General features: G+C 41.8%; 31 protein-coding genes and 1 pseudogene. 13 read left to right on the top strand and 19 right to left on the bottom strand.

Translation table 11 applies throughout. The annotated features are described in order from the left end of the window. Positions 1-37: 37 nt before the first annotated feature. Positions 38-1276, bottom strand: coding sequence for an AI-2E family transporter (locus BLQ60_RS09145; protein WP_092619219.1), 1239 nt, complete (start codon positions 1274-1276; stop codon positions 38-40). Between the two features lie 141 nt (positions 1277-1417). Between BLQ60_RS09145 and purM the strand changes: the two genes are divergently transcribed. The 3 genes from purM to BLQ60_RS09130 all read left to right on the top strand — a co-directional run bounded on the left by purM (position 1418) and on the right by BLQ60_RS09130 (position 4815). After that, a complete protein-coding gene (gene purM / locus BLQ60_RS09140; protein ID WP_092619216.1) occupies positions 1418-2500 on the top strand; it encodes a phosphoribosylformylglycinamidine cyclo-ligase in 1083 nt (360 codons plus the stop codon). Between the two features lie 41 nt (positions 2501-2541). Then, positions 2542-3189 (top strand): phosphoribosylglycinamide formyltransferase, encoded by a 648-nt coding sequence (purN, locus tag BLQ60_RS09135; RefSeq protein WP_092619213.1) that lies wholly within the window; start codon positions 2542-2544, stop codon positions 3187-3189. A gap of 309 nt (positions 3190-3498) precedes the next feature. After that, positions 3499-4815 carry an OmpP1/FadL family transporter gene (locus BLQ60_RS09130; RefSeq protein WP_092619209.1) on the top strand — a complete coding sequence of 439 codons (1317 nt, stop codon included), beginning with the start codon at positions 3499-3501 and terminating at the stop codon, positions 4813-4815. A 130-nt stretch (positions 4816-4945) separates the two neighbouring features. Here BLQ60_RS09130 and thrH read toward each other — a convergent pair whose 3' ends face one another. Further along, complete coding sequence (gene thrH, locus BLQ60_RS09125; RefSeq protein ID WP_092619206.1) at positions 4946-5563, bottom strand: bifunctional phosphoserine phosphatase/homoserine phosphotransferase ThrH; 618 nt, start codon at positions 5561-5563, stop codon at positions 4946-4948. A 161-nt stretch (positions 5564-5724) separates the two neighbouring features. On the opposite strand from thrH, the gene BLQ60_RS09120 reads away from it, so the two are divergent. Beyond that, positions 5725-6360 carry a phosphoadenosine phosphosulfate reductase domain-containing protein gene (locus BLQ60_RS09120; protein WP_092619203.1) on the top strand — a complete coding sequence of 212 codons (636 nt, stop codon included), beginning with the start codon at positions 5725-5727 and terminating at the stop codon, positions 6358-6360. Between the two features lie 198 nt (positions 6361-6558). Here BLQ60_RS09120 and BLQ60_RS09115 read toward each other — a convergent pair whose 3' ends face one another. Both BLQ60_RS09115 and BLQ60_RS09110 read right to left on the bottom strand, forming a co-directional pair. Then, complete coding sequence (locus BLQ60_RS09115; protein ID WP_092619200.1) at positions 6559-6837, bottom strand: hypothetical protein; 279 nt, start codon at positions 6835-6837, stop codon at positions 6559-6561. Positions 6838-6984: 147 nt separating this feature from the next. Further along, positions 6985-7488: a DUF6586 family protein gene (locus BLQ60_RS09110; RefSeq protein ID WP_092619197.1), complete on the bottom strand. Its 504-nt coding sequence runs from the start codon at positions 7486-7488 to the stop codon at positions 6985-6987. A gap of 88 nt (positions 7489-7576) precedes the next feature. Here BLQ60_RS09110 and BLQ60_RS09105 point away from each other — a divergent pair, with 88 nt between their 5' ends. Next, complete coding sequence (locus BLQ60_RS09105) at positions 7577-8104, top strand: GNAT family N-acetyltransferase (RefSeq protein WP_092619574.1); 528 nt, start codon at positions 7577-7579, stop codon at positions 8102-8104. Between the two features lie 5 nt (positions 8105-8109). Here the strand turns inward: BLQ60_RS09105 and BLQ60_RS09100 are convergent, their stop codons facing one another. From BLQ60_RS09100 to BLQ60_RS09060, 9 genes are all read right to left on the bottom strand, one after another. Further along, entirely contained in the window at positions 8110-8364 is a 255-nt protein-coding gene (locus BLQ60_RS09100; RefSeq protein WP_092619194.1) for an RNA recognition motif domain-containing protein, read from the bottom strand. 152 nt (positions 8365-8516) lie between these two features. Further along, positions 8517-10499: an ATP-dependent helicase gene (locus BLQ60_RS09095; RefSeq protein ID WP_092619191.1), complete on the bottom strand. Its 1983-nt coding sequence runs from the start codon at positions 10497-10499 to the stop codon at positions 8517-8519. 108 nt (positions 10500-10607) lie between these two features. Beyond that, positions 10608-10946, bottom strand: a complete 339-nt coding sequence (locus BLQ60_RS09090; protein WP_092619188.1) for an STN domain-containing protein — start codon at positions 10944-10946, stop codon at positions 10608-10610. 48 nt (positions 10947-10994) lie between these two features. After that, positions 10995-11558 (bottom strand): DUF4256 domain-containing protein, encoded by a 564-nt coding sequence (locus BLQ60_RS09085; RefSeq protein ID WP_378235219.1) that lies wholly within the window; start codon positions 11556-11558, stop codon positions 10995-10997. A 59-nt stretch (positions 11559-11617) separates the two neighbouring features. Further along, positions 11618-12361 (bottom strand): hypothetical protein, encoded by a 744-nt coding sequence (locus BLQ60_RS09080; RefSeq protein WP_092619182.1) that lies wholly within the window; start codon positions 12359-12361, stop codon positions 11618-11620. Between the two features lie 47 nt (positions 12362-12408). Next, a complete protein-coding gene (locus BLQ60_RS09075; protein WP_244516012.1) occupies positions 12409-12756 on the bottom strand; it encodes a hypothetical protein in 348 nt (115 codons plus the stop codon). A gap of 32 nt (positions 12757-12788) precedes the next feature. After that, positions 12789-13196, bottom strand: coding sequence for a type II toxin-antitoxin system tRNA(fMet)-specific endonuclease VapC (gene vapC / locus BLQ60_RS09070; RefSeq protein WP_092619176.1), 408 nt, complete (start codon positions 13194-13196; stop codon positions 12789-12791). After that, positions 13196-13426: an antitoxin gene (locus BLQ60_RS09065; protein WP_092619173.1), complete on the bottom strand. Its 231-nt coding sequence runs from the start codon at positions 13424-13426 to the stop codon at positions 13196-13198. Before BLQ60_RS09065 ends, vapC begins: the two co-directional genes overlap by 1 nt. A gap of 88 nt (positions 13427-13514) precedes the next feature. Next, on the bottom strand, positions 13515-14090 hold the full coding sequence (locus BLQ60_RS09060; RefSeq protein WP_092619171.1) for a DUF4126 domain-containing protein: 576 nt from the start codon (positions 14088-14090) through the stop codon (positions 13515-13517). Between the two features lie 336 nt (positions 14091-14426). On the opposite strand from BLQ60_RS09060, the gene BLQ60_RS09055 reads away from it, so the two are divergent. The 3 genes from BLQ60_RS09055 to BLQ60_RS09045 all read left to right on the top strand — a co-directional run bounded on the left by BLQ60_RS09055 (position 14427) and on the right by BLQ60_RS09045 (position 16468). Next, positions 14427-15647, top strand: a complete 1221-nt coding sequence (locus BLQ60_RS09055) for a hypothetical protein (protein WP_092619168.1) — start codon at positions 14427-14429, stop codon at positions 15645-15647. 168 nt (positions 15648-15815) lie between these two features. Continuing rightward, entirely contained in the window at positions 15816-16058 is a 243-nt protein-coding gene (locus BLQ60_RS09050; RefSeq protein ID WP_092619165.1) for a type II toxin-antitoxin system Phd/YefM family antitoxin, read from the top strand. Positions 16059-16096: 38 nt separating this feature from the next. Further along, positions 16097-16468, top strand: a complete 372-nt coding sequence (locus BLQ60_RS09045; RefSeq protein WP_092619162.1) for a type II toxin-antitoxin system VapC family toxin — start codon at positions 16097-16099, stop codon at positions 16466-16468. A gap of 57 nt (positions 16469-16525) precedes the next feature. Here the strand turns inward: BLQ60_RS09045 and BLQ60_RS09040 are convergent, their stop codons facing one another. From BLQ60_RS09040 to BLQ60_RS09025, 4 genes are all read right to left on the bottom strand, one after another. Next, positions 16526-17359, bottom strand: coding sequence for an AbiJ-NTD4 domain-containing protein (locus BLQ60_RS09040; RefSeq protein WP_092619159.1), 834 nt, complete (start codon positions 17357-17359; stop codon positions 16526-16528). A 27-nt stretch (positions 17360-17386) separates the two neighbouring features. After that, positions 17387-17605, bottom strand: coding sequence for a hypothetical protein (locus BLQ60_RS09035; protein WP_092619156.1), 219 nt, complete (start codon positions 17603-17605; stop codon positions 17387-17389). Between the two features lie 77 nt (positions 17606-17682). Beyond that, entirely contained in the window at positions 17683-20289 is a 2607-nt protein-coding gene (gene acnD, locus BLQ60_RS09030) for a Fe/S-dependent 2-methylisocitrate dehydratase AcnD (RefSeq protein ID WP_092619153.1), read from the bottom strand. A gap of 205 nt (positions 20290-20494) precedes the next feature. Continuing rightward, positions 20495-21046 carry a hypothetical protein gene (locus BLQ60_RS09025; RefSeq protein WP_143005207.1) on the bottom strand — a complete coding sequence of 184 codons (552 nt, stop codon included), beginning with the start codon at positions 21044-21046 and terminating at the stop codon, positions 20495-20497. Positions 21047-21210: 164 nt separating this feature from the next. On the opposite strand from BLQ60_RS09025, the gene ygfZ reads away from it, so the two are divergent. From ygfZ to BLQ60_RS14275, 5 genes and pseudogenes are all read left to right on the top strand, one after another. Continuing rightward, positions 21211-21945 (top strand): CAF17-like 4Fe-4S cluster assembly/insertion protein YgfZ, encoded by a 735-nt coding sequence (gene ygfZ / locus BLQ60_RS09020; protein WP_244516017.1) that lies wholly within the window; start codon positions 21211-21213, stop codon positions 21943-21945. 344 nt (positions 21946-22289) lie between these two features. Further along, complete coding sequence (locus tag BLQ60_RS09010; protein ID WP_092619141.1) at positions 22290-22610, top strand: low molecular weight protein tyrosine phosphatase family protein; 321 nt, start codon at positions 22290-22292, stop codon at positions 22608-22610. Between the two features lie 84 nt (positions 22611-22694). Continuing rightward, a complete protein-coding gene (locus tag BLQ60_RS09005) occupies positions 22695-22922 on the top strand; it encodes a hypothetical protein (RefSeq protein ID WP_092619138.1) in 228 nt (75 codons plus the stop codon). After that, a complete protein-coding gene (locus BLQ60_RS09000; protein ID WP_092619135.1) occupies positions 22919-23368 on the top strand; it encodes a transcriptional regulator in 450 nt (149 codons plus the stop codon). The genes BLQ60_RS09005 and BLQ60_RS09000 overlap by 4 nt, the downstream gene beginning before the upstream one ends. A gap of 1 nt (position 23369) precedes the next feature. Continuing rightward, positions 23370-23468: pseudogene (locus tag BLQ60_RS14275) on the top strand (hypothetical protein); the annotation flags it as partial. Positions 23469-23477: 9 nt separating this feature from the next. Here the strand turns inward: BLQ60_RS14275 and BLQ60_RS08995 are convergent. Together BLQ60_RS08995 and BLQ60_RS08990 are read right to left on the bottom strand one after the other, a co-directional pair. Beyond that, positions 23478-24653 (bottom strand): PQQ-dependent sugar dehydrogenase, encoded by a 1176-nt coding sequence (locus BLQ60_RS08995; RefSeq protein ID WP_092619133.1) that lies wholly within the window; start codon positions 24651-24653, stop codon positions 23478-23480. A 114-nt stretch (positions 24654-24767) separates the two neighbouring features. Beyond that, complete coding sequence (locus BLQ60_RS08990; RefSeq protein WP_092619130.1) at positions 24768-25013, bottom strand: hypothetical protein; 246 nt, start codon at positions 25011-25013, stop codon at positions 24768-24770. Positions 25014-25100: the final 87 nt, after the last annotated feature.

Here is a 25100-nt window from a genome sequence, read left to right as displayed (position 1 = left end):
TTCAACCATCAACATTCAGACCATTTATTCCTTTAAATCAGCCCTTTGAATCCGAGCTATCAGTGTTCTGAGCGCTTTCCTGTGGCGTCGTCGCTGAGGCTTCAGACTGCTTCTTCGATAATACGCTATGTTCCACTTGCTCACCAAATTCAGGTGCTTGTGGTGCAAGTAGCTCAATATCACTCAATTGTTCCGAAATACCAACTTGATGTGCGCCATACCAAACGCTTTGTTCATAGCTATCTCGCAAATGCCTGAGCAGTACCACGATCACCGCCGCCACAGGCAACGCAATTAACATGCCTGCAAAACCAAGCAACTGCGCCCCCGCCAAGACTGAAAACACCACCGCCACAGGAGACAAACCAATTTTATCGCCAAGTAAAAACGGCTGAAGGATATAGCCTTCGACCGCCTGACCGATCATAAACACCACCAACACCAGCAACAACTGCATCCAGTCCACGCCAAACTGCAATAAAGTTGCCACTACCGCCGCAATAATGCCCACGGCAAAACCCAAATAAGGAATAATGCTGGCAAGCCCCGCCACAATGCCGATAATCAAGCCGACTTCTATGCCGATCAACTGCAAGCCCACCGCATACACGATACCCAGTAGAATCATCACCAAAAACTGCCCTTTGACAAAAGCACCGAGCACCTGATTACACTCTTTAACAATGGTCACCACACTATTTTCAAATGGACGAGGAATCGAACGACGCATATGTCTTAGCATCTTGTCCCAATCCAGTAAGAAATAAAATGCAATGATCGGAATCAAAATCAGCATCCCGCCTACTTGAATAAAACCGAGCCCCGACTGCGCCAAACGCAGTGCCAAATCTTGTAAATTATTCACACTATAATTGGTCTGGATATAGTCCATCGCCACAGTGGTCATTTCATCGGTATTGATTTCCATCTCAACCAAATTAAAAGTATTCGACAGCCACGGTAAAAAAGTATTATTCAACCATTCAATCATCTCAGGAATGTGGTCTCGGGCATAAATCAACTGCGACCAAATCATCGGCACCAAGAACCAACCGACCAAAACCAAACCAACAACGATGATTAAAAACACCGAGGTAATCGCCAACCAGCGCGGAATCCCGAAGCGCAACATGCGATCAACCAATGGGCTAAATAGATACGCCACCAAAAAGGCGATCAAAAATGGAATGACTACAGGCAGTAGCATATAAAGTAGCCACAAAAAACAGACTACGGCAGCAAGAATAAAAACGCGTTTTAAGACCAAGTCATGCATGAACAATTTTTTCCTTTGATCTCGCTAAATATCAGCGTAGATACATCTCATTTTGAAAAAAAGATAGCATTTTATGCGAGAAAAATCATAAGAATTTCGTATATTCAGGTATAATCAGCCGCCAATGCGGAGACTTCACCTATGAGCAACTCAACTTCAAATTCAAACACCAATTCAAGCACAGGCTTAAGCTATAAAGATGCTGGTGTAGACATCGAAGCTGGCGACCTACTCGTCGAGCGAATCAAATCTGTCGCAAAACGCACAACTCGCCCAGAAGTGATGGGGGGACTTGGTGGTTTTGGCGCATTGTGTAAAATTCCAAAAGGTTATGAAGAGCCGGTCCTTGTTTCAGGGACTGACGGTGTCGGAACCAAACTACGCCTTGCACTACAACTCAACAAACATGACACCATCGGACAAGACTTGGTGGCAATGTGCGTCAACGATCTACTGGTAACTGGTGCGGAGCCTTTATTCTTCCTCGACTACTATGCAACAGGTCATTTAAATGTTGACGTTGCTGCCAATGTCGTGACAGGTATTGGCAAAGGCTGTGAACTTGCAGGCTGTGCTTTGGTTGGCGGTGAAACAGCTGAAATGCCGGGTATGTACGAAGGTGAAGATTACGATCTTGCTGGGTTTTCGGTCGGTGTGGTTGAACATAGCAAGATTATTGATGGTACAAAAGTCAAAGCTGGCGACGTGCTCATCGGTTTGGCTTCAAGCGGTGCACATTCCAACGGTTATTCTCTTGTGCGCAAAATCATTGATGTCAAAAATATCGACCTCAGTACACAAGTCGATGGTAAGTTGCTCAGTGAAGTGGTGATGGAACCTACCCGTATTTATGTCAAGCCAGTGCTTGAGCTATGCAAACAGGTTGATGTACATGCCATGGCGCACATCACAGGTGGTGGTCTTCCAGGTAATGTGCCGCGTGTCCTACCAGATGGCTTACGTGCAACAATTGATGAAAGCTCTTGGCAATGGCCTGCCTTGTTCAAACTGTTGCAAGCTGAAGGAAAAGTTGAACAATTTGAAATGTATCGCACCTTTAACTGTGGCGTAGGTATGGTCATTGCTGTGGATGCAATTGATGCTGACAAAACCATTGAAATTCTGAATGCGCAAGGTGAGTCTGCTTGGAAAATCGGTACGATTGAAGCCGACGCTGCATCTGTGAAAGATGCCGATGAAAAAATCCGTGTGGTCTTTGCCTAATTTTTCATGGTCTTTTGCATAGTTTGGCGTCTGATTAAATAATGAAACGTATTGCAGTATTGGTTTCAGGAAGCGGCAGCAACCTGCAAGCCTTAATTGATGCCGAGCATCAAAATCAACTTGGTCGAGGCAAAATTGTCGGTGTACTCAGCAATAAATCTGATGCCTATGCGCTAACACGTGCCCAGCAAGCTAATATTGATACTGCAATCATTTCACATCGAGACTTTCCAACACGAGAAAGTTTTGATCAACAAATGCACCAGCAACTGCTCGATTGGAATGTTGATCTTGTGGTACTTGCTGGATTTATGCGCATTTTATCCAGCGACTTTGTCAGCCAATGGCAAGGTCGCATGCTCAATATTCACCCTTCTCTCCTGCCACACTATAAAGGCATGCACACCCATCAACGTGTGCTCAACACTGGCGAGCGTTTTCACGGCTGTACTGTGCACTTCGTTACCGCTGAGTTGGATGCGGGGCAAGCCATTGTCCAAGCTGTCTTAGATGTCCGCCAAAATGACACCGCTGAGACCTTAGCAACACGCATTCACCCCCTAGAGCATAAAATCTACCCGCAAGCTGTACAATGGTTTTGTAATGAAGACTTAACTTGGCACGACAATCATGCCTATCTTCAGAACAAACCGTTACAAGAAAGTCTAAAAGTTTGCTACTTTGACTGATATCCACTTGCCATATCGATTATTTTTTAAGCAAAAATATGATTTAATCAGCCACTTTTTGCCCGTTTTATATCTTTTTAACAATCAAGACATTTTTTTGCACTAATCAGTTCTCAATAAATATGCATAAAAAACAAACCACTATAAAAAAACATTGGCTTTTTCAACAATTTCATTAGATTTTTGCAAAAGTTCAGTTATAGTAATTACATGAGTGAAACATCACGATTACATTTCTTATAAACTCCTCATTATTATTGGTTTTTATAAGTTATTAAGTTTTAACTTAGGTCTCATGGATTGAAGATAATGAAAATCAAGACTCTTACCGCCGCACTTGCATGTGCACTTCCTGTTACTGGTGCTTTCGCAGCTGCATTAGATCGTTCTGGTCAATCTATGTCAGCTTTCCTACAACCTGGCAATTATGCTGAAGTTGGTATGTCGATCCTCGACCCTGAAGTATCAGGTAAAGAAGCTGGTGAAGCTGCTGCTACTGGTCGTGATGTCAATGATATTGCAGACGATTATCACTTCTATAATTTTGCGATCAAAATGCAACCAACTGAACATTTTTCATTTGGCTTACTCTATGACCAACCATTTGGTGCAAAAGCATCATTCTCAGGTGATAATGTTTTTGTTGCAAATTCAGCGGATACAGTTCTTGGACTTCTGCCGACATCTGCTATTGGTGGAACTGAGGGAGGGACTGAAGTCGAAGTTGAATCACACAACCTTTCAGCAGTATTTGGCTTTCAACCAAATGAAAACTGGAACATCTATGCAGGTCCTGTTTATCAAACTGTAAAAGGCGATGTCAAACTGCGTGGTAATGCATTTAGTTTATATAATGGCTACGATGCTGATATCGATGAAACAGAAGGCTGGGGCTGGTTAGCTGGTGTTGCATTCCAAATTCCTGAGATTGCACTCAAAATTTCAGCAACTTATCGTTCTGAAATCGATCATGATGCAAACATTGCGGAAAATATTGCGGTCTTAGATGGACTCACTGCTAATCCTGCCCTTTTAGGCGCACTTGCTGGTGCTCCCCCAGTTATATCTAATAGAGTAGCGCTCGCTTTAGCTGCAAATGGTGAGTCTGGTAAAACAACAATTACCACGCCACAATCTGTGAACTTAGATTTGCAAACAGGAATTATGGCGAATACGGTTGCTTTCGCACAAATTCGCTGGGTGGATTGGTCAAACTTTTCTCTACAACCTGTAAAATTCGGTGCAGTTTCTGAAGCAGTAGGTCCTCTAGTGGGTAAACCAAATGGCTTTAACCTTGTAGAATATTCTGATGATCAGATCTCTGTAAATGCAGGCGTTGGTCGCAAGTTTAATGATCAATGGTCTGGTAGCTTGTCTGTAGGCTGGGACAGTGGTGCAGGTGAATTTGTATCAGTTCTTGGTCCTACCGAGGGTTACTGGAATGTCGGTCTAGGTGCACAATTTAGCCCAGCGCCAAACTATTTTGTTCAAGCTGGTGTGAAATACTTCTGGCTAGGTGATGCCAAAGGTCAAACTGGTTCACAAGCTGGTACTGAAGATTACTGGGGCGAATTTGAAGACAACAATGCCATCGCGTATGGTCTAAAACTCGGCTATCGTTTCTAAGCCTTTGATCTAGAAATAAAGCAAAAAAAATGGGCAATTCAATTGCCCATTTTTTTATTCTTAGATACTCAAATTGCCATATCAACATATTTGAATTGGTTCTAGACGAGCAAGCGATCTACACCCAAAGTTAGTTTGGAATATCACGATCCGATACCGAACGAATCGCTTGTTTTAATGCCTCATAACCACTCAGTGCAGGAAACTGTGGAAATTCTGCAATCACATTATCAGGCGCATCAAACAAGAAACCATGATCCGCTTCACCAAGCATTGTGGTATCGTTATACGAATCCCCTGCTGCGATAATTTTATAATTCAACGTATGCAATGCTTTAACAGATTGACGTTTTGGGTCAGCCTGACGCAGTTTATAATCTGTGATCATGCCTTGCTCATTCACTTCAAGTTTATGACAGAAAATCGTTGGCCAACCGAGTTGTTTCATCAGCGGATGCGCAAACTCATAAAAAGTATCTGACAAAATGATCAATTGAAAATGCGTACGCACCCATTCTACAAACTCTTTCGCCCCTTCGAATGGTCCCATCTCAGCAATCACTTCCTGAATATCATGAATACCGAGATGATGTTCTTTTAAAATATTCAAGCGCTGCGTCATTAACACATCATAGTCAGGAATATCACGTGTGGTTGCTTCTAATTCTTTAATGCCCGTTTTTTTTGCAAAGTTGATCCAAATTTCTGGTACCAAAACACCTTCAAGATCCAAACAAACGATTTCCATGTATGCTCCAAATTTACGTGGTTGAAAATTTGGCATTAGTGTAGCATTAGTCGATAAAAATAAGAGATCATTTCACAAGTTTTCTCGTATCCCCCCTTGAATACGCCTATACTAAACCTCAACAATGATTTATCTATTTTTATCATCTAAAGAGTATACCCATGAGCTTAGATCGTGAACAACTTGATATTGCACAGGTGAATAGTGACCTGAATAATGATGCTGAAAAAATCGTAGAGTGGGCGCTCAGCCTTGATAAAAAGGCGATTATCACCACCAATTTTCGCCCGTTTGAAGCGGTGATTCTGCACATGATCACGCAACGTCAACCTGATATTCAGGTGGTTTGGATGGATAATGGTTACAATACGGAAACCACCTATAAATATGTCGATGAAATCAGTAAACGACTTAATCTCAATCTCACCACCTATTTACCAAAACGCTCTCGTGCACATCGTGAAGCGATTGATGGTGAAGTGCCTGCGCTTGATGATCCAAAACATGAAGCCTTCACTGCTGAAGTAAAATTGGAACCATTTGAACGTGCATTATCAGAGCTTGCACCTCAAGTTTGGTTTACTGCGCTACGTGCGACAGACACCGCTGTGCGTGCAGAAATGGATGCGGTAAGTATCAATACTGATGGCTTGATCAAAGTTGCACCACTCCTCAAATGGACATCAAAAGACCTTTGGGAATATATGCAAAAGCATGATTTGCCTGATAATGAAGATTATTTTGACCCGACCAAAGGTGAAGAGCACCGTGAATGTGGTTTGCATCTCAGCCATTGATATTTACATAAGAGATTTACAAAAGATATTTGTAAAAATGTCTATGATGATCCGCCCTCAGACAACCTGTATTGAGACTATAAATCATCCTTTAATACAGATTTTTACTAAAAAAAGCTGAGCATCCAAAGACAAAATAGAAAAAGGTGCAATCTGCACCTTTTCTCTTTTTCAGCCATTGCTTTTACATCAATACCGTTAACTATAGTGTTGTGGCTTTTGATCGACCACATTGGCATGCCATTTATTCATTTGTTGTTCCATCACACCATAGATTGCAGCCTGTACCATCTGCTGCGCAATCATGCCTGCATTATCACCGAGTAGCTTGCGCACATCTTCATTAAACTCGATACGCACCAATGGCGACTCCTCAGAGCCTGACGCACGTAATGCAAGCGCACCATCATCCAACTGTACCAATTCAAGCACAGTTTCTTGAGTACCTAATAGCTTTTGTAATTCTTCGACTGACATACGCAACCTCCTACAATGCAATCTGATCTGCGCTTTAACAGTTATAGAACGAATTCAGCGGTGATCAACTGCTTGGTTGTAAAATATAACCACCTTCTATTAATGCGACTAAATACAATAAATTTCAAGTGCTTTATGTGAATCAGTTTAAAACTCAACCATTTCATTGCGAAAACCATCAATCAACTGGGTCAGATCACGATGCCATTCACGTAAAATTTTGGTATCAGGCAACCATGCTTGTGGGCTTTGCGTGACTTTGATGATCAGATTCGAAGAAGTTTCATCTTCTGGCTCAGGATCGGCAGGCTCAGGCGCATACTGACACATGCGATAGGCACGATTTAATTCGGCTAAAAAGCCATCTTGGCTTAGTTTTTTTAAGACTTGAATCTCAGGTGAAACCTGCCCACGATCTGCCATGTGCTGTTCGATATTTTGCAGTGTCGGACGCATTTCATTGAGCCGATAATAACGCACCAATTCCTGCAAAAAAGCCAACACTGCACCTTGCAAATGAAATACCGCAGATTCGCGTAGCGCTTGAATTTGCTGTACGTGCTCGAGTTGCTCCGCCTGCTGACATGAAAGACGTGCGAAATACAGCTTTTGATTGGTGCGATCGGCATGGAATCGAGCGACTCGGGACATGGAGATTTCCTTAATAGGTTAAGCAGGATAATTTTAATCTGAAATGTTAAGATTAAAACTTCTATTCAAAATTGCAATGACTGATTTTATGCCAAACAACGCAACGCTATTGATTCGAGCCGAGCAAGACACTGATATAAAAGCGATTGAACAGTTAACCATTGCTGCATTTCAGTCCGCTGAACACACCAGTCATACCGAACATCTGATCGTGAATGCCTTACGCCAAGCAGAACAGCTTACAGTGTCTTTGGTCGCAGAATCAGCACAACGCATCGTCGGGCATGTTGGCATTTCTCCAGTGACGCTTTCCAATAATGAAAACGACTGGTATGGCTTAGCACCTGTGAGTGTATTGCCTCAGATGCAAGGGCAAGGCATCGGCAAAGCCTTAGTCAGCACTGCGCTTGAACAGCTCAAAATGCGTGGTGCAAAAGGTTGCGTGGTATTAGGCGACCCCAATTATTATCAACAATTCGGTTTTATTGCGTACCTTGAGTTGTTACTTGCTGATGTGCCTGCGGAATACTTTCAAGCACTTTCGTTTTCAGGGGAAATTCCAACTGCCAGCGTGCAATATCATGATGCTTTTAATGTCACTGGCGACGCAATTTAAAATGATTACGATTGTTTCGGTGCATCTTCCGCAGACTTGACTCGAATGCCCATGCCTTTGACTTTTAAAGTATTTAGGCTTTTGATTGCTTTGATTGCTTCACGGGCATGTGGCATTTCGACAAAGCCAAAACCTTTGGATTTTTTGCTGTCCGCATCCATCACGATCACCGCAGACTCAATCGTACCAAATGGTGCAAACAGTTCACGTAACTCTGCTTCGGTGATTGAGCGTTCAAGGTTGCGTACTAAGATTTTCATGATGTGTTCCAAAATATAATTCTATCGAGAGCAAGATTTAAAATGCCGATCAGTTGGTAGATAGTTTAAAGGAATTCAGATAAAAAAACTTGAAAGATACTTCGAATCTGTCCCATTTCAATGCGATTAACACGCTATCTCAAGTAAATCGTTTAATCAAAATCAATGCCGATTTTTGGCTTATCCAAGCTGTCTTCTTGCTCAAATGTCCACGTTTTCTGACGTTGGCTACCACGACGATGCAAAGTTTCTCTGCACAGTTTTGGTAGTAAGTCCGAAAAGAAATAGCCAACGATTGGTCGCCCTTCGGCATCTATCGTGTCTTTGGTCCATGTGAATAAATTCTGCCGAGTCACAATCAATTCATTTTGCGCACGTGTGAGCGCCACGTATAGCACCCGACGCTCCTCCTCCACTTCATCAAATTGCCCTTGTGCACGTGCATGTGGAAACTGCCCCACTGAAGCATTCGCCACGTAGCAGACTTCTCTCTCAGTGCCTTTTGCTGAGTGAATGGTGATTAAGGTCACCACATCTTGATCTTTGGCACGTTCAACTTCGCTATGTGAAATCGGCTCAATCACATATTCCTCAATGAACGCCGACACATTCATATGTCGTTCCGCAAGCTGTTTCACCAAGTCAAAATCTCGGCTACGCCGTGACCAGTCTTTATTTTGATAATTTTTTTCCAGTTGCTCTTGCAGTGCATTTAATGCTATTTCAAGACTTTGTTTAACCAGATGCTGTATGTCCAGTAACTGCTGAAAGATCAATGCAATTTGCGCAGGCACTTTACTGAATTTTTTTAGTTTTTCCAGACAGCCTTGCAAATTGTCCTGCTGTAAAAAGTCATGGGCAAGGCGACTAGCACCGACATCACCCACACCATCCCACAGCGTGAGAAAACGCATCCACGCCAATTCATCCTTATGATTCGCCACGATACGAAGCATACTGAGCACATCTTTTACATGTGCAGATTCGAGCAGTTTCACGCCACCGATGAACTGATAAGGAATATCCGTAGCCACCAAAGCACTTTCAATCTGTCGCCCCGCAAAACTTGAACGCACCAAGATCATGTGTTGTTGCCACGCTGCGCCGTGTTGATGGCGTGTTTTTAAATCTTGCGCAATCCAATTAGCTTCTTCGAACTCATTGGCAAAAGTATGTAGCGCAGGCGCAATGCCTTCGCCACGATAAGCGATCAATTGCTTTTGATAATCCAATGGGCTGATTTTCAACATCCAATTGGACAGGTCGAGGATTTCTTGCGTTGAACGATAGTTACGTGCCAAAGTCATGACCTTTGCATCAGGCACACGTTCTTTAAAAGCATGAATATTCTGAAAATCTGCACCACGAAAGCCATAAATCGACTGTGCATCATCGCCAACACAGAACAGATGTGCTTTGCCAATAAACGGCTTGAGCAATAACCATTGCAATGGGTTAGTATCTTGCATTTCATCGACAAGCAAATACTGACAACGATGTAATACTTGATCGACCAACGCTTCGGAGTGGTTTAAGTATTTCGCCACATATTCCAAAATATCATCATAATCGAGATAGCCACGTTCACGTTTTTGCGTTTCATAGGCTTGCATGATGGTGAGAATTTTTTCTTTTTGTTCCACCATTTCAGGTAGTTGCTTGGCGAGTGCTTCACTCAATTTACTTTGCGTATTGCGAGCAAATGAATAGACATCAAGAAGTTGCGCAGCTTTAGGTAATTCATTATTTTTTTCTTTGCCACGTAGCAGACGAAACATCAGCATCTGATCATCACGATCAATCACATTGAACTGTCGAAGCTCAAAGGCTTTGGCATAACGCCGTAAAATCCCTAAACAAAAAGTATGAAAAGTCGAAGCACGCAAACCCTGCGCCTGTGCGCCAAGATATTGCTCGACACGGGTCACGATCTCACTGGCGGCACGACGGGTAAAGGTCATGATTTGAATCTGCTCGGCAGGCACGCCCTGACTAATCAAATAAGCAGCTCTAGCGACAATGGTTTTGGTCTTACCACAGCCTGCACCTGCCAAGATCAGTGCATTCTGCGCTGTGGTGGTTGCCGCTTGATATTGTTCAGGATTGAGTTCATCGAGTAGACGCTGGATCGTCATGGAGTGGTTATTTCTCAAAATGTGTAGATCAATGGCTACAGTTTAGCATTTTTAAACCTTTCGGTATTTTGAGAATTGCGCAAAGCATCGGCTTACTTTTATACGATTTTATTTTGGTAAAATCTTAATGGTATTTGGACCAACAACTTGATATTGCAAATTTGCCCTATGCAAAACTTTCTCGAAAGTTACCAAACCATTATTAAATCCCGTGTCTATGGTGATTTCTTTGTCTTGATCAACTTTTGGATCATAGGTGATATTGATATTTCCAAAATATTTTTCAAACAAACCGAGCAATCGCCCCACAGCAATGCCATTCTCAAAATCAATACTCAGCTTTTTTGATGCCTTCAATCGCTCTTGCATTTGTGCACGATATTCAGGCATGGCAAAGGTATTTGTCGCCATCAAACTGAATAGCAATACACAGGCTAATTTTTTCATCATGTTCCCCTTTTTATGATTCTTTAAAGTCAATTTTATAAACGTAGCTTACACCCGCAACATCCCTCGAAAGCCACGAGCAGCATAATACGACTCTGCACCATTATGATAGGTAAACACTTGATCATAGCGACGATCACAGAATAATGCACCACCGAGCGCACGAATTGCTTTTGGTGTATCTATCCAACTTGAAGTTTTTAAGTCAAATTCACCGAGTTGTTGTAAATCTCGATACTGCTGTTCGGTGAGTAGACTGATCCCCATTTGCTTGGCGAGATTGACCGCACTATCCGCAGATTGATGCTGTTTTCGAGCGGCTAAGGCTTCTGCGTCATAGCACAGACTGCGCCGACCTTTCGGACTTTCCGCACTACAATCAACAAAGAGAAATCCATCATTTTTTGCATCAAAACCGATGACATCAGGCTCGCCCTCTGTATCTTCCATTGATTGTAAGGCTTTGAGCTTTTTCGGGTTGGCAATCAGTTTTTCTTCGATTTTCGTCCAATCAAGGTCTGAGTGACGTTGCATATTTTGTTCGAAACGAGCTTTTAAAATGTCGATCAACTCATTGTCCTGTTTGGTCATTTTCGCTGTGCTCGTTCCTATTGTTTCGCTTTCTATAAATTCGTGCAAATTCGCCTTTTTTATGAATCAACTTTTTTCACTTAGCTTTCATCATTGAGTACAGGCACGCCAAAATCGAATTCATCAAAGTCTTTGATTTTAGATAGATACATTGGCTTGACAGGATATTTTCGAACTGTTTCTTTAAACTTTGGATCGCCCTCCCAGTCTTTATTGGTATTTTTTCGATATATCGTACGACCTGTAAGGAAGTTGATACTGACCTCGCTTTCGATATACGGTCCATGATTGCTCGACGCATCATAGCCAATGAGGCGCATGTCCTGATCTTGCAAGCGGAATAGATAATCCCAGTAGCCGTAGCGCCCATGCCCATAATGAATATTGAGCAATCCTTTTTCGATTTTGACCCAAAGCTCAGGTGGGAAATAAATGCCACCATTTTCATTTTCAGAGCTAAAGCAGTTTAGATTTTGCAAATATTTGGTGTATTGGTTGGGCTTTTGCTTCGTGCTTTGATTCAGCAAGATAATGATGCCACGACGATTGCGATCGAGTTTGCCACGATTTTCATCCGTTACCCATTTTGATGGATCAGTAGCTTTAACGATCAGCGCTGTATCAGCTTTGCCGTCTTTATTCAGATCACCTTCGACTGCTTCAAACAGCACATACGACTTGGGAATAAAGACTTTGTATTTCACTTTATCCTTCGCCAGTTTGATTTGCTCTTTGCTCGGTTGTGGCGTTTTGGCTGATACCATCGGCGACATCAGAACGGTGGCGCTGAGTGTGAGTAATGCGGTGAGTAGTTTGGTTTTCATTGTATTATCCTTTTAAAGATCATCTTATTGTTTAGCTTTGGCGATATTTATCTACGCTCCGTCAATGCAGGAATAATATAAATTTCTCCGTCGTCACCTTGAACGGTTGCCTCTAAATCTCTAGCGATTTCAATGAGTTTAGCAATCGCATTCGGACTAGGATTTTTAGTCGATAAGTTACAAGAATCTTCGCTATACCATAATGGGAATATGTCTTCATCCATCGTATTCACTAAATAATTATACTCGGAATTGAATACGTCACGTTTAACTGATGTGTTGGATTCTACATAATTTTCCCAATCTTGAAGCGTAATACATGCACCACTTTCATCATAGAAAAATTCTTTCTTGGTTATATGCAATTCATAACCTGCTATTGCAGACGCTGACATATAAGCTAGGCTCAGAATTAGAATACACTTTCTCATACCCAATTTTCCACCACCAAGCCATCGACACGTAAAAACTCCTTTTCATTATTCGTCACCATCACCCAATCATTGGCTCGCGCATGAGCAGCAAGCCATAGGTCATTTGCACCAATGATCTGACCTTTTGAAGTCAAATCATTTCGGATCTGTGCATAATGGTCTGCAACCGCTTCATCTAGCTCTACCACTTGAATCATTGCGATTAGCTCATCAATGATGCTGTGTGCTTTTGCTTTATGCACACTTTTTTCTGCACCAAAACGCAACTCTCCCAATGTAATCACGGAAATTAAAATATTTCGATTCGGAAGATGCTTTTCAAAATGCCGACGAACACGTTCAGGTTGATGTTTGATGATGTAGATACAAATGTTGGTGTCCAATAAATATTGCGTTGGCATTAAAATATTTCTCGTTCCTGTGGTGGTTCATCCACTCTTTCTTCTGCATAAAAGTCTTTCGGCATGTCTGCCAATACTTGAAACAGGCGTTCTGCGGTGACAGGTTTTTCCCGCAAAATGACTTCATCGCCACGACGGAAAATTTCCACCTCAGTACCTTCAAAACGAAATTCTTTTGGCAAACGTACCGCTTGGCTACGTCCTGTCATAAATATTTTTGCAATAGACATCTCTCGCCCTCGCTTGTTGGTACATATCTTATGATAGGTATTTTTAGATTATTTTTCAATCAATTTATGCGAATGAGATAAATAGCTATTACACCGACTCCGCTAAATTCTCCCGCTTTTTACGGCGTACCCAACGTACCACCAAAACGAGAATCAAGAAAACTAAAATCACCACCAATACAGGCGTGATCAGCGACAAAATCGACAACACAATCGCCCCGATCCATTCCCCTGTCGCAAGTACAGGATTCGCTACACCACCCGTCGTCGCAGTCGATACACCACGCACCGCCACCGTACTGGCTTGCACCACACCTGCTGTACCACCTCCAACGATGATCGCCGACGCCCAACTGGCAAACTGTGACATCTCGCCGCTACTGACCGCCATCGTCGCCAATGTGCCTGCGATGACCGCAGCAGGTGTCGCAATGGTGTCGAGCAGATTATCCACCCACGGTACATAGTACGCCCCGATTTCGCAGAGTGTGGCAAAGCCTAGCGCTACACAGACCGCAGGCATCGCCAACCACTCAAAGCCTTGAACAGGTTCAAACCAACCTGTGATCGTGGCAATACTCATCACCAACAACGGCACAAAAACTCGAAAGCCACAGGCGGCGCTCAAGCCAATCCCAATACATAAACCTAATATTGTTTCCATATCTATCCAATCGCATATGAAATTGTCTGCTTCATTTATACGCTGTTCTGATCAAAAAGAACACTTGCTCCAGCCAATCTCACCTTTGTTTCTTTTCATCATCCGATGAAAGTTTACTAAAAAAACTTGACGCCGATCTAATCAGATGAACGTCAAAAGCTACTCATCAACCACACAATATGTTAGATTAGTCACACATTCTAATCTAAGCATTTGTTTTTTATCATAGTTAGAATCACCTTATCTATGTTTTTCGGTGTTTTACAATCACGCTATGTCTTAGGAAACAAGTTGGATTAAAACAATCTGAAATCCAAAGTGGAAGGAAAATCATCAATGACCGCTCATGCAAAGCCCCATTTTCAGCCTAAAAAATCTGCCTTAACCTTTGCGTTTTCTTTACTCACTGCTGGTTTATTTCAAATCGCTCCAGCCTATGCCGAAGAAACTGATACAGAAGCAACCGAATCTAGCAAACCAACCTTCAATATTGGCGGTGCTGTTCGGGTCAACTACGGCATCGAAGATTACAACCAAGCCTCAAAAGATCGCCATGGTGATTTGGACTTAGAGCTGCTCCGATTGGATATTGATGGTAGCTATGAAGACTGGTATTTGGATGCCCGTTATAGTTTTTATCGTGGTCAAGACTTTGATACCGTCAATTTTGCCTTCATTGGTTTTAATGTCGATCCGAATAACCAAGTCGAAGTCGGGATCATCCCCGTTCCTTTTGGGGCAGAGCCGTATATTGGTAACTCTTTTTGGTTCTCAGGTGCGTACTATCTCGGCTTTGAGGATGACTCTGACGCAGGGATCAAATGGAAGCATAAAGGCGATGACTATACCTTTGATCTCGCCTATTTCCACCAATCTGAATATGCATCAAGTGATTTCAATCGCTACTCTTTTGATGTTGCCGATGAAACCGTTGGCGAAGAAGGTGGCTACTACACAGTTGGTGATGGGACAAATCTGGCAGCCAACGAAGAAGCTGGTCAGATCAATGCACGTTTTATTAAGAACTTTGATAACTTCAATGTCGGTGTATCAGGTGAATTTGGGCGGATCTACAACAATAACAACGCTGAAACTGCTGATCGATACGCTTTAGCTTTACATTCTGAAGCCAAATTTGGGCTATGGACTGTGAAAGCCGAAGGCATCCAATACGAATATGATGAGACTGAAGATATTGGCACGCAAGACGGTACGATCGCCCTCTCAGGCTTTAAATATGCGGCGGATATTGCCTCTAAAGGTCGAGTCGGTATTCTCAATATTTCTCGTGAAATCCCAATCAATAATCGCTTTATTGACTCTGCGACTTGCTACAACGACTTTACCCACATCAAAGGCACATCCAACAACGATCTTGGCAATGATGAATCCATGCAAAACGTCACAGGCTGTATGCTTGCCAAAGGCGGGATTTACACCTATATCGATGTAATCGCTGGGAAAAATATGTATTTTGTCGGCGGTAGTGGGATTGGTACACAAGGTGCGGACGACTGGGATACCCGCTTTAACCTGAATATTGGTTGGTATTTCTAAAATACAAATTGGAATATACAACGCTAAAAATGCGAAAACCACTGGTGAAAACTGGTGGTTTTTTTAGTCATTAAACCCTTCTTAACCAACTTGACCAACTTGACCAACTTGACCAACAGCGATTAAAATAACAACAACACTTCAAAAATCTCAATTGAGGTCTTCAAAATGATTATTAACCTCGCCGAAGCAAAAGCGCATTTATCTCAAATTATCGAACGTGTTTATCATGGCGAAAAAATCACAATTGCCAAAAATAATTTGCCTTTAGTTGACCTGATTCCACATCAAAAGCCCGTAAAACGTCAGCTTGGCATTGCCAAAGGTCAGATTCATTATGATGACGATTTGTTCAAAAGCACGACTGATGATGAACAAGATGCTTTTTATGATTCGCAGATAGAGCCCTAGATTTCATTTTTCATTGAGTTTCAACGTAGATTTTTGCTATGCGCATATTGATTGATACACATATTTTATTATGGGCGTTGCATGCGCCTGAAAAGCTCTCAGAAAAACAAATCCATGCTTTGGAAAACTCAGCAAATCAAATATTTGTCAGTAGCATCAGTATTGCGGAGTTAATGATTAAGTGTTCAATTGGCAAACTACAGATCGATGGTAATTTGCTTGATTTCGTTCAGCAACTCGGCTTTGAGTATTTAGATTACAACGCACAATCTGCTATGGGTTTAAAAGACTTACCTTTTATACACCGTGATCCTTTCGATCGGATGTTGATTACTCAAGCCAACTATCATCATTGTATATTGATGTCGAATGATGAGGTGATACAGCGGTATGATTGCAAAGTGTTTTAATATACCACTGATTTTAAAGACTTTGGAGTAAAGTTGTTTAATATCATTTTGAAGTTCTTATTTTTCACTCATCTTTCCTAGCACATAATTTATAAAAGCACTGCAAGATACAAGCATATATTTGGCATCACTATAACTGATTTTTGATTCATCTAATAAAGCATGCCTAATACCATCTGCATCACTTGTATACCCATATAGGCTTGATAATGCTTTTTTGAATGCAGGATGCAAAGAATGACTTTTTTCGATGCTATTTAGTGAAGCACCCAAAGTAGCATTTGAATCTCCAGATAAAGTTACACATAATGCTTCGACCGCACTTATAGACTCTTTAACAGAGTTTCGGTAATCAGGCTTTTGTCTATCTGTTAGGAAGTTTAAAGCAGCCTTTAAATGCACTTCAGTTCCTGAAAACCTCTTAGTAGTTTTCATAGCCGATTCGATTGATTCAATTTCTTGTTGATCTGTGATATCAGTTAATTGATCATCAATAAACCGATATGCAGAAAGTTCTTTTTCAAGAATATGGTTAACAAACTCAATAAAGTTTTTTTGAAATTGATCTGGGCAGTTCTGGGCAGTAAACTCTATAAAATCATAAACTTCATTCCACTTATATGCAAAAAATGTTTTTCTAACTCTCTCCATCACCAGCCGAAAATCATGAGGCATATTATCGACAGGAAATTTAAAAAGATTATGCCAATAACTTCTAAATAACCAGAATAGGTTTGAATCTTCAAATCTCCTGTAATATCCACCATCATACTTTTCCCAAATAGTTATATGCAAAGCATTCCATAAACCATGCCTTAGATCATTGTCTATCGTATTTCTTTGAATCTCAACTTTTATAGGACTTAACCCTTTTCTTTTTGAAAATAGCACTTTTCACCCCAAAATATTGTGTCTAAATTACTCATATAACTTTTTAGCATATCTCATAATATAAGAATTCAAACCATCACCACTCCGAGCTAATCGCTTCATATTTTCGACTCGATTCATCCCAGCACTTTGATAACTATATGTATAAATTCTAGTTGTACCGCTAAATTTAACCCGTATATAAGTATCTCCAATTTCGTAGCCCACCACACCTGAATCACCGTTCACATCTAAATATCTTTCCATACTTACTCCAAAAATTAAGCCATATATGAAATATGGCTTTATAGAATTATTTCAAGTATTAAAAGACTTATTTTTAACTACGCCACATTCCCTTCCAAGAAATCCTGCGCAAAGCGTTGTAACACCCCACCCGCTTCATACACAGACACTTCTTCTTCAGTATCCAATCGACAGGTCACAGGCACTTCGAGGATTTGACTTTTACCATCATCAGTCGCTCGCTCGATCACTAACGTCAAGGTCGAACGTGGCGCAATATTCCCAATCACACTATATAGCTCCGTCCCATCGAGCTTTAAGGTTTTGCGATCCGTACCTGCTTTGAACTCAAGCGGTAACACGCCCATACCGACCAAGTTGGTACGGTGAATCCGCTCAAAGCCTTCCGCCACGATCGCCTCAACGCCTGCAAGACGCACGCCTTTCGCCGCCCAGTCACGACTAGAGCCTTGACCATAGTCCGCCCCTGCGACAATTATTAGCGGTTGCTTACGATTCATATAAGTTTCGATCGCTTCCCACATGCGCATCACTTCGCCCTCAGGTTCGACACGAGCCTTAGAGCCTTGCTTGATCGTGCCATCCGAGCGTACCACCATTTCATTAAAGATTTTTGGATTCGCTAAAGTCGCACGTTGTGCCGTCAAGTGATCGCCACGATGCGTCGCATAGGAGTTAAAGTCTTCTTCTGGTACGCCCATTTTCGCCAAATATTCCCCTGCTGCCGAGTCCAGCACGATGGCATTCGATGGGGATAAATGATCGGTGGTAATGTTGTCAGGCAAGATCGCCAGCGGACGCATATTAGTCAATGTACGTGGTGCAGCGAGTGCGCCCTCCCAATATGGCGGACGGCGGATATAGGTACTTTGTGGGCGCCAGTCGTAGAGTGGGCTGTCTGACTTTTCCGATTCGCCGAGATCAAACATTGGGATATAGACTTGACGGAATTGTTCGGGTTTGACCGCTTCTTTGACCAGTGCATCAATTTCATCATCTGACGGCCAAATGTCTTTGAGATAAATCGGATTACCTTCTTTGTCATTGCCGAGCGCATCGGTTTCAATGTCAAAGCGAATCGTCCCTGCAATCGCATAGGCAACAACTAACGGCGGAGATGCGAGGAAGGCTTGTTTAGCATGTGGATGGATTCGTCCATCAAAGTTACGATTGCCCGACAGTACTGCTGTGGCATACAAGTCACGATCGACGATTTCTTGTTGAATCTTCGGATCGAGTGCGCCCGACATGCCGTTACACGTTGTACATGCATATGCCACGATACCAAAGCCTAATTTTTCTAATTCGCCAAGTACACCCGCCTCTTCCAGATACAACGCAGCAGCTTTTGACCCTGGTGCAAATGAAGATTTCACCCACGGCTTACGCGTTAAACCGAGTTCATTGGCTTTACGTGCGAGCAAACCTGCGGCAACGGTATTGCGTGGATTTGAGGTATTTGTACATGAGGTAATTGCCGCAATGATCACCGCACCATCAGGCATTAAGCCGTCTGTGCGATTCTCCACCACACCTGCAATGCCTTTTTCTTTCAGATCGCTTGTGGATACACGTGCATGTGGATTAGACGGCCCTGCGATATTCCGAGTGACTTTAGACAGGTCAAAACTGAGCACACGAGGATATTTCGCCTGCGTCATCTCTGATGCCCAAAGCCCTATTTCTTTGGCGTATTGCTCGACCAATTGCACTTGATCTGCTTCACGACCAGTCAAAGTGAGATAATCAATGGTGTTTTGGTCGATATAGAACATCGCTGCGGTTGCACCGTATTCAGGGGTCATGTTGGAAATCGTGGCACGATCACCGACCGACATGCTGTCTGCACCTTCACCGAAAAATTCAAGATATGCACCGACCACACGTTCTTTACGCAGAAATTCTGTCAGCGCTAAAACGATATCGGTTGCGGTAATGCCCGCTTGACGTTGCCCAACGAACTCCACACCAATAATGTCAGGCAGACGCATCCATGAGGCACGACCGAGCATGACATTTTCCGCTTCTAGACCACCAACACCGATAGAGATCACGCCAAGCGCATCGGTATGTGGCGTATGCGAATCCGTCCCTACACAAGTATCAGGGAATGCCAAACCATCACGATTTTGCACCACTGGCGACATTTTTTCTAAGTTGATTTGGTGCATGATGCCGTTGCCCGCAGGGATCACATCGACATTTTCAAAAGCGGTTTTCGTCCATTCAATGAAGTGAAAACGGTCTTCATTACGACGATCTTCAATGGCACGGTTTTTCTCAAAAGCATCAGGGTCGAATCCGCCATATTCTACAGCCAGCGAGTGATCGACGATCAACTGCGTTGGCACTACAGGATTGACTTTTGAGGGATCGCCACCTTGCTCGGCAATCGCATCACGCAAGCCCGCAAGATCAACCAAAGCGGTTTGTCCCAAAATATCATGACATACCACACGTGCAGGATACCAAGGAAAATCCAAATCCTGACGACCTTCGATGATTTGCGTTAAAAATGCCGTAAGCTGTTCAGGTTCAGCTCGACGAACCAACTGTTCGGCAAGCACTTTTGAAGTAAATGGGAGCGAATCGTAAGCACCTGCTTTGATGTCCTCGACCGCTTGTCGTACATCGTAATAATCAAGTGAAGTGCCTGGCAGAGTTTTGCGGTATGCAGTATTCATAGCTGGGTATCGTTCCAATGATAAAAATCCGTTAATGTGGCTCACATTGTACGCTGTCGAAAGTCCATTTCCCAAATCTTATATATTTCATTAAGTTAGTATCAAAAATAGCATTTTTGAAATATTTGGAAACAAAGATTCAGTAAAATTATTCTAAAGTTTAAAGGGTGAATTTTTTCTCAAAATCAGCGATGAGTTATCAGTTTTATTCCTTTTTATTCATATACTCGATTGCTGCTTCAACGAAAAACTTCAAGCTATCTTCTTCTCCATTTTGCAAATATTTTTCAATTTTCTGCAAAGGAAAAACGACCATGTTGGAGTTTGAATCAATTAAAACTGCCATCGTCCCGTAGCTAATTTGATCCCCTTTAATTTCTTGTGGGTAATCCATTTTTGAAAATTGATCATAACCAATCCAATTTAAATCATGGTTTTGCTCATTTCTACGCAAAACCTCACCAACATATGCACCTGTACGTAAGACTATTCTAAAATAATCCTCGTTCGGCAATTCATCATGCTTTCTAATCTCATCAAGATAAGCATTGATGTATTGCAAACTCGTAATGCTGTAATCCATATTTTTTTCATTGATAAAATCATAATCAAATATTGGAAGTGTTTTGTCCAAAAAAAAGATTTCAGATAACTCACTCATCGCCTGATTTTGATCAATTGGTGTGGCTTCGGATGCTTGACACACTACAGAAAACCAAAGCGAAAACATGAGTAAAAATTTTATTAAATATTTCATATGAGTACCTAAATAATATAGAAAATTTTTTAAACAATTGCTTAAAAACAAACTTTGATTAAATAAAGTTAAGCCTGTTATACATTAACAAATCCTTGTGGATGCAGTATCATAATTTGATTCACATTTTATTATATAAATTTCTTTAGGAATTCTCCATGTCATTGGCTACACTTGAATTTGCTCACTTCGAATACACTGGCGCAGATGCGGAAAAATTCCTGCAAGGTCAGGTTACTGTTGATGTCAGCAAGCTATCGAACGACCATTATCAAACCACAGCGATCTGTGATTTGAAAGGTCGGATTCATTTTGGGCTGTGGTTAAAACGCATCAGTGCTGAGCAGATTTTTATTGTGATTGCACAGGATTTGGCAGAGGAATTTGCCCTGCATGTGAAAAAATTCGGCGCATTTTCCAAAGCGACGTTACAGCTAAGTGATGCGATATACCCTGCGATCATCGACGGTCAAGCGACCTTTAGCACAGATGAAAGTGTAAAAACCGATGCGCAAACGTGGCAAAAAAATGCCATTGAACAGGGTCAAGCATGGATCACAAAAGACACTTCACATCTATTTCAACCGCAAGAATTACGCTTACATCAGCGTGGCGGTGTGGACTATGACAAGGGTTGTTATTTGGGTCAGGAAATCATCGCACGGTTATGGTTTAAAGCAAAACCAAAGCATTGGTTGCACCTCGTTCAAGGGCAAGGTGATACGCCACACGTTGCTGAAAATTTGAATAATGATGTTCAAATCATCAATGTGATTGCTACGGAAAATAATACGTGGCTTGCATTAGTGACAGCAAAACCAACGGCACTAGAAAGCCTCGATGTAAAAATTTTGGACTTGCCTGAAACCTTAAATGGTGATGTGGCAAGACCGCAATGAGTTGACTATTGTTCGCTAAATAAAAATCTTCTAAAATGAAAACTCATGTGTTATTGCGGCTGCTGAACCCGATCAACTCATGAGTTTTATACAATGGAAACTTCTCAACAAGATTTTGATATTTTTAAAAGAAACCGAGCATGGCGTCGAAAACTTAAATTTTCACATCGTGGTCGAGATTGTCGGCATTTATCGACACTATGGAAACCAGAGAAAAACTGGAAGCATTTGTATGGTAGAAGCGTCAAGCAATTAAGATCAAAACAATTAGGCTTTGAATATCCACGGATATCTTCTAGCCAAATGCGCCTCAATGCGCAATATGATTATCGGAATTCAATACATTGAATTTTTTATTTGTTTGTAGTCGCAACCAATGGCGTAGTCCTACTGCTGAACGAGTGATCTCTGAATACGCAGGTATTCACACTCGTTCTGCGGGTACTAGCCGTCATGCCAAGCACACTATCTCAAAGCAAGATGTATTATGGGCTGATGTGATTATGGTGATGGAGTATCATCATAAAAAGCAAATCATGATGAGTTTTCGCAAAGAACTTCACCATAAGAAAGTCATTGTTTTAGATATTCCCGATGATTATCACTATATGGATGTAGCGTTAATTGAACTCATTCATGAATCTGTTGCACCATACTTACCGTAATCATTTGTTGTACGATAAACTAAAATATCGTTGACACATGACAACAATAAATCTTATTATTTACCTCACTTTCAAGGGTTAGAAATGAAAAAACATCCCAATAAACATATTCGAGAAGCGATTGAATATGCCATCGAGCATGGATGGGATGTGGTGGATACAGGTAAATCAGCGCATGCATTTTGTCGGTTAAAATGTATTTTGGGGCATGCAGAACACCAAATGAGCATTTGGAGCACGCCCAAAGACCCTGAAACTCATGCCAAGCAAATCCTACGCAAAGTAAAACAGTGCAATGGAGATGAACAATGAATCATTATCAATTTACCATCGTGGTACGGGATGCACATGCTGAGCTTATAGACCTAGAAGATCAATTTTTCGAAGCGGGCTGTGATGATGCGTTATTGTGTCGTTACAATGATACAGTTTACCTTGAGTTTGACCGAGAAGCAGAAAGTGCCGTCATCGCCATTCGATCGGCATTAAACGATATCAAAAAACTCGGCTTTTCAGATTTAATCGTTGAAGAAAAAGGCTTTTCCACGCTCTCAGAGATGGCAGAGCGAGCCAATTTGAGCCGTCAAGTCTTATCTTTATACGCTTTAAATAAACGTGGTGATGGACATTTTCCAAAACCAATGTACGGACTCACTTCAAAATCTGCCATGTATTCTTGGCCCGAGGTAGCGACTTGGCTATTTCATCAAGGAAAGTTGGATAAAGCGCAGTATGATGTAGCCAATGCACATCTCTAAACTGAAAAATTTTGACCAAAACCCTAACTGGCAACTGACACCGAAAGCCTTTGAATTATGTGAGCGGATTTTTCAGCATATCGAAAAGTGTAACTCATAAAATTAAAACCTATTTTCGTCGTACATAATACACCACGCCCGCCCGATCATCCGAAAGGTAAAACGAATTTTCATCAATGCGATAAATATCGCTCGGGCGACCATACACTGTTTTCCCGACCAAGAAACCATCCATAAATGTTTCTAACTTTTTGCCTTTACGCATAATCACAACTTTGTAGCCATGCCCAATTTTTTCATCCGTTGAACCGTGCAATGCCACTAAAAACGCATTTTTAATGCGATCGTCGGTGTCGGGATGATCAAAATAATCAAAACCTAGCGCAGAAGAATGCGCAGGAAAATAAGCATACGGAGCGGGTACATTTTTACAACCTGACGCACGTTTAAATTTTGGATCAGGCAAAATCCGACCCTTTGATGAATAGCACGCAGCCCAGCCATAGTCTGTATCATGCTTGAGTGCATAGAATGTTTCATCTGGCTTAAATTTACCCAAATGGTCTGCCCCTTGATTGGTGGCAAATAAAAATTTGCCAATCCACCTCAAACCGATTGCATTGCGTAAACCTGTAGCATAAATCTTTTGCGCTGAACCATCAGGATTCATTTCCAAGACTGTCGCCCGAACCGCCTCTTTCTCAACGCACGCATTGCAACTTGAGCCGACAGAAACGTAAATTTTGCCATTACCGCCCACGGCAATGGTGCGTGTCAGATGCCAGCCACCATATTTATAACTCAAGCCATAATCAGGAAAAGTCGCGAGGACTTCAGCTTTGGCTGTAGGTTTTACCTCACCACGGGTAAATTTGCGCCGAGTCAGCTGATGGGTTTCTGCCAAATACAACCAGTCTTGCCCTGACTCATCGGTGTAGAACTGCACAGAATTTGGATTTCTCAAGCCCGTCATATACGGCACAATTTTTCCGAATTTTCCCGTGTCAGCCTGCCAATCATCCAAAATATAGACGATACCTTTTTTATTATCGCTCAAGTTGTGCATGTCGGTGATAAACATTCTGCCATCAGGCGCTTTACTGAAAAACCGTACTCGCTTCAAGCCTTCAGCCGCAGGAATGATCTCGAAATTCGCTGGAAGATTTAAAGCAAAACGCTTGCCATTTTTTAGATTGATTTGATGCGGTACAAGCTGTGGCTGTTGCGCAAAAATAGACATCGAACAAATAAAGCAAATCAATATGATGGAGAGTTTTTTCATCATTTTTAGCGCCCTCTCGACTGATCTTTAAATAACATCCTTGTTGATATAGTATACAATTTTATTGATAAAGACATGCTCAAATTTGAGTGCATCGTCTAACTCATCATGGCACCATCAAAAGCCATGAAATAGCTTATTCATGTCCTTACAAATATATTCTTTGAAGTGGTATGCACGAGCATGTTTTGCATCGAATTTCGCACTTAGTCCATCTTTCTCAAAGATATAGACACGATCCTCTCGACTCACCAAGTATTCACCACCTAATTTCATCAATAGTGCGTCAATCTTATCTTCATCGGCAATGCTTTGATCTTGATTGATTTTGTCATAATTGCGTTTGATGGCTTTAATAAACATGGCTCGGCTCAGGCTGTTGGTCAGATTGAAATTTGAATTTAAGCAAATACACGACTGCAAAGTAAAATCATTCTTCAGCATCGTGTG

Source organism: Acinetobacter marinus (genome assembly GCF_900096915.1).
GTDB lineage: Bacteria > Pseudomonadota > Gammaproteobacteria > Pseudomonadales > Moraxellaceae > Acinetobacter > Acinetobacter marinus.
Note: the sequence above shows the minus strand (reverse complement) of the source record. Positions and strands in the feature narration are given on the sequence as shown.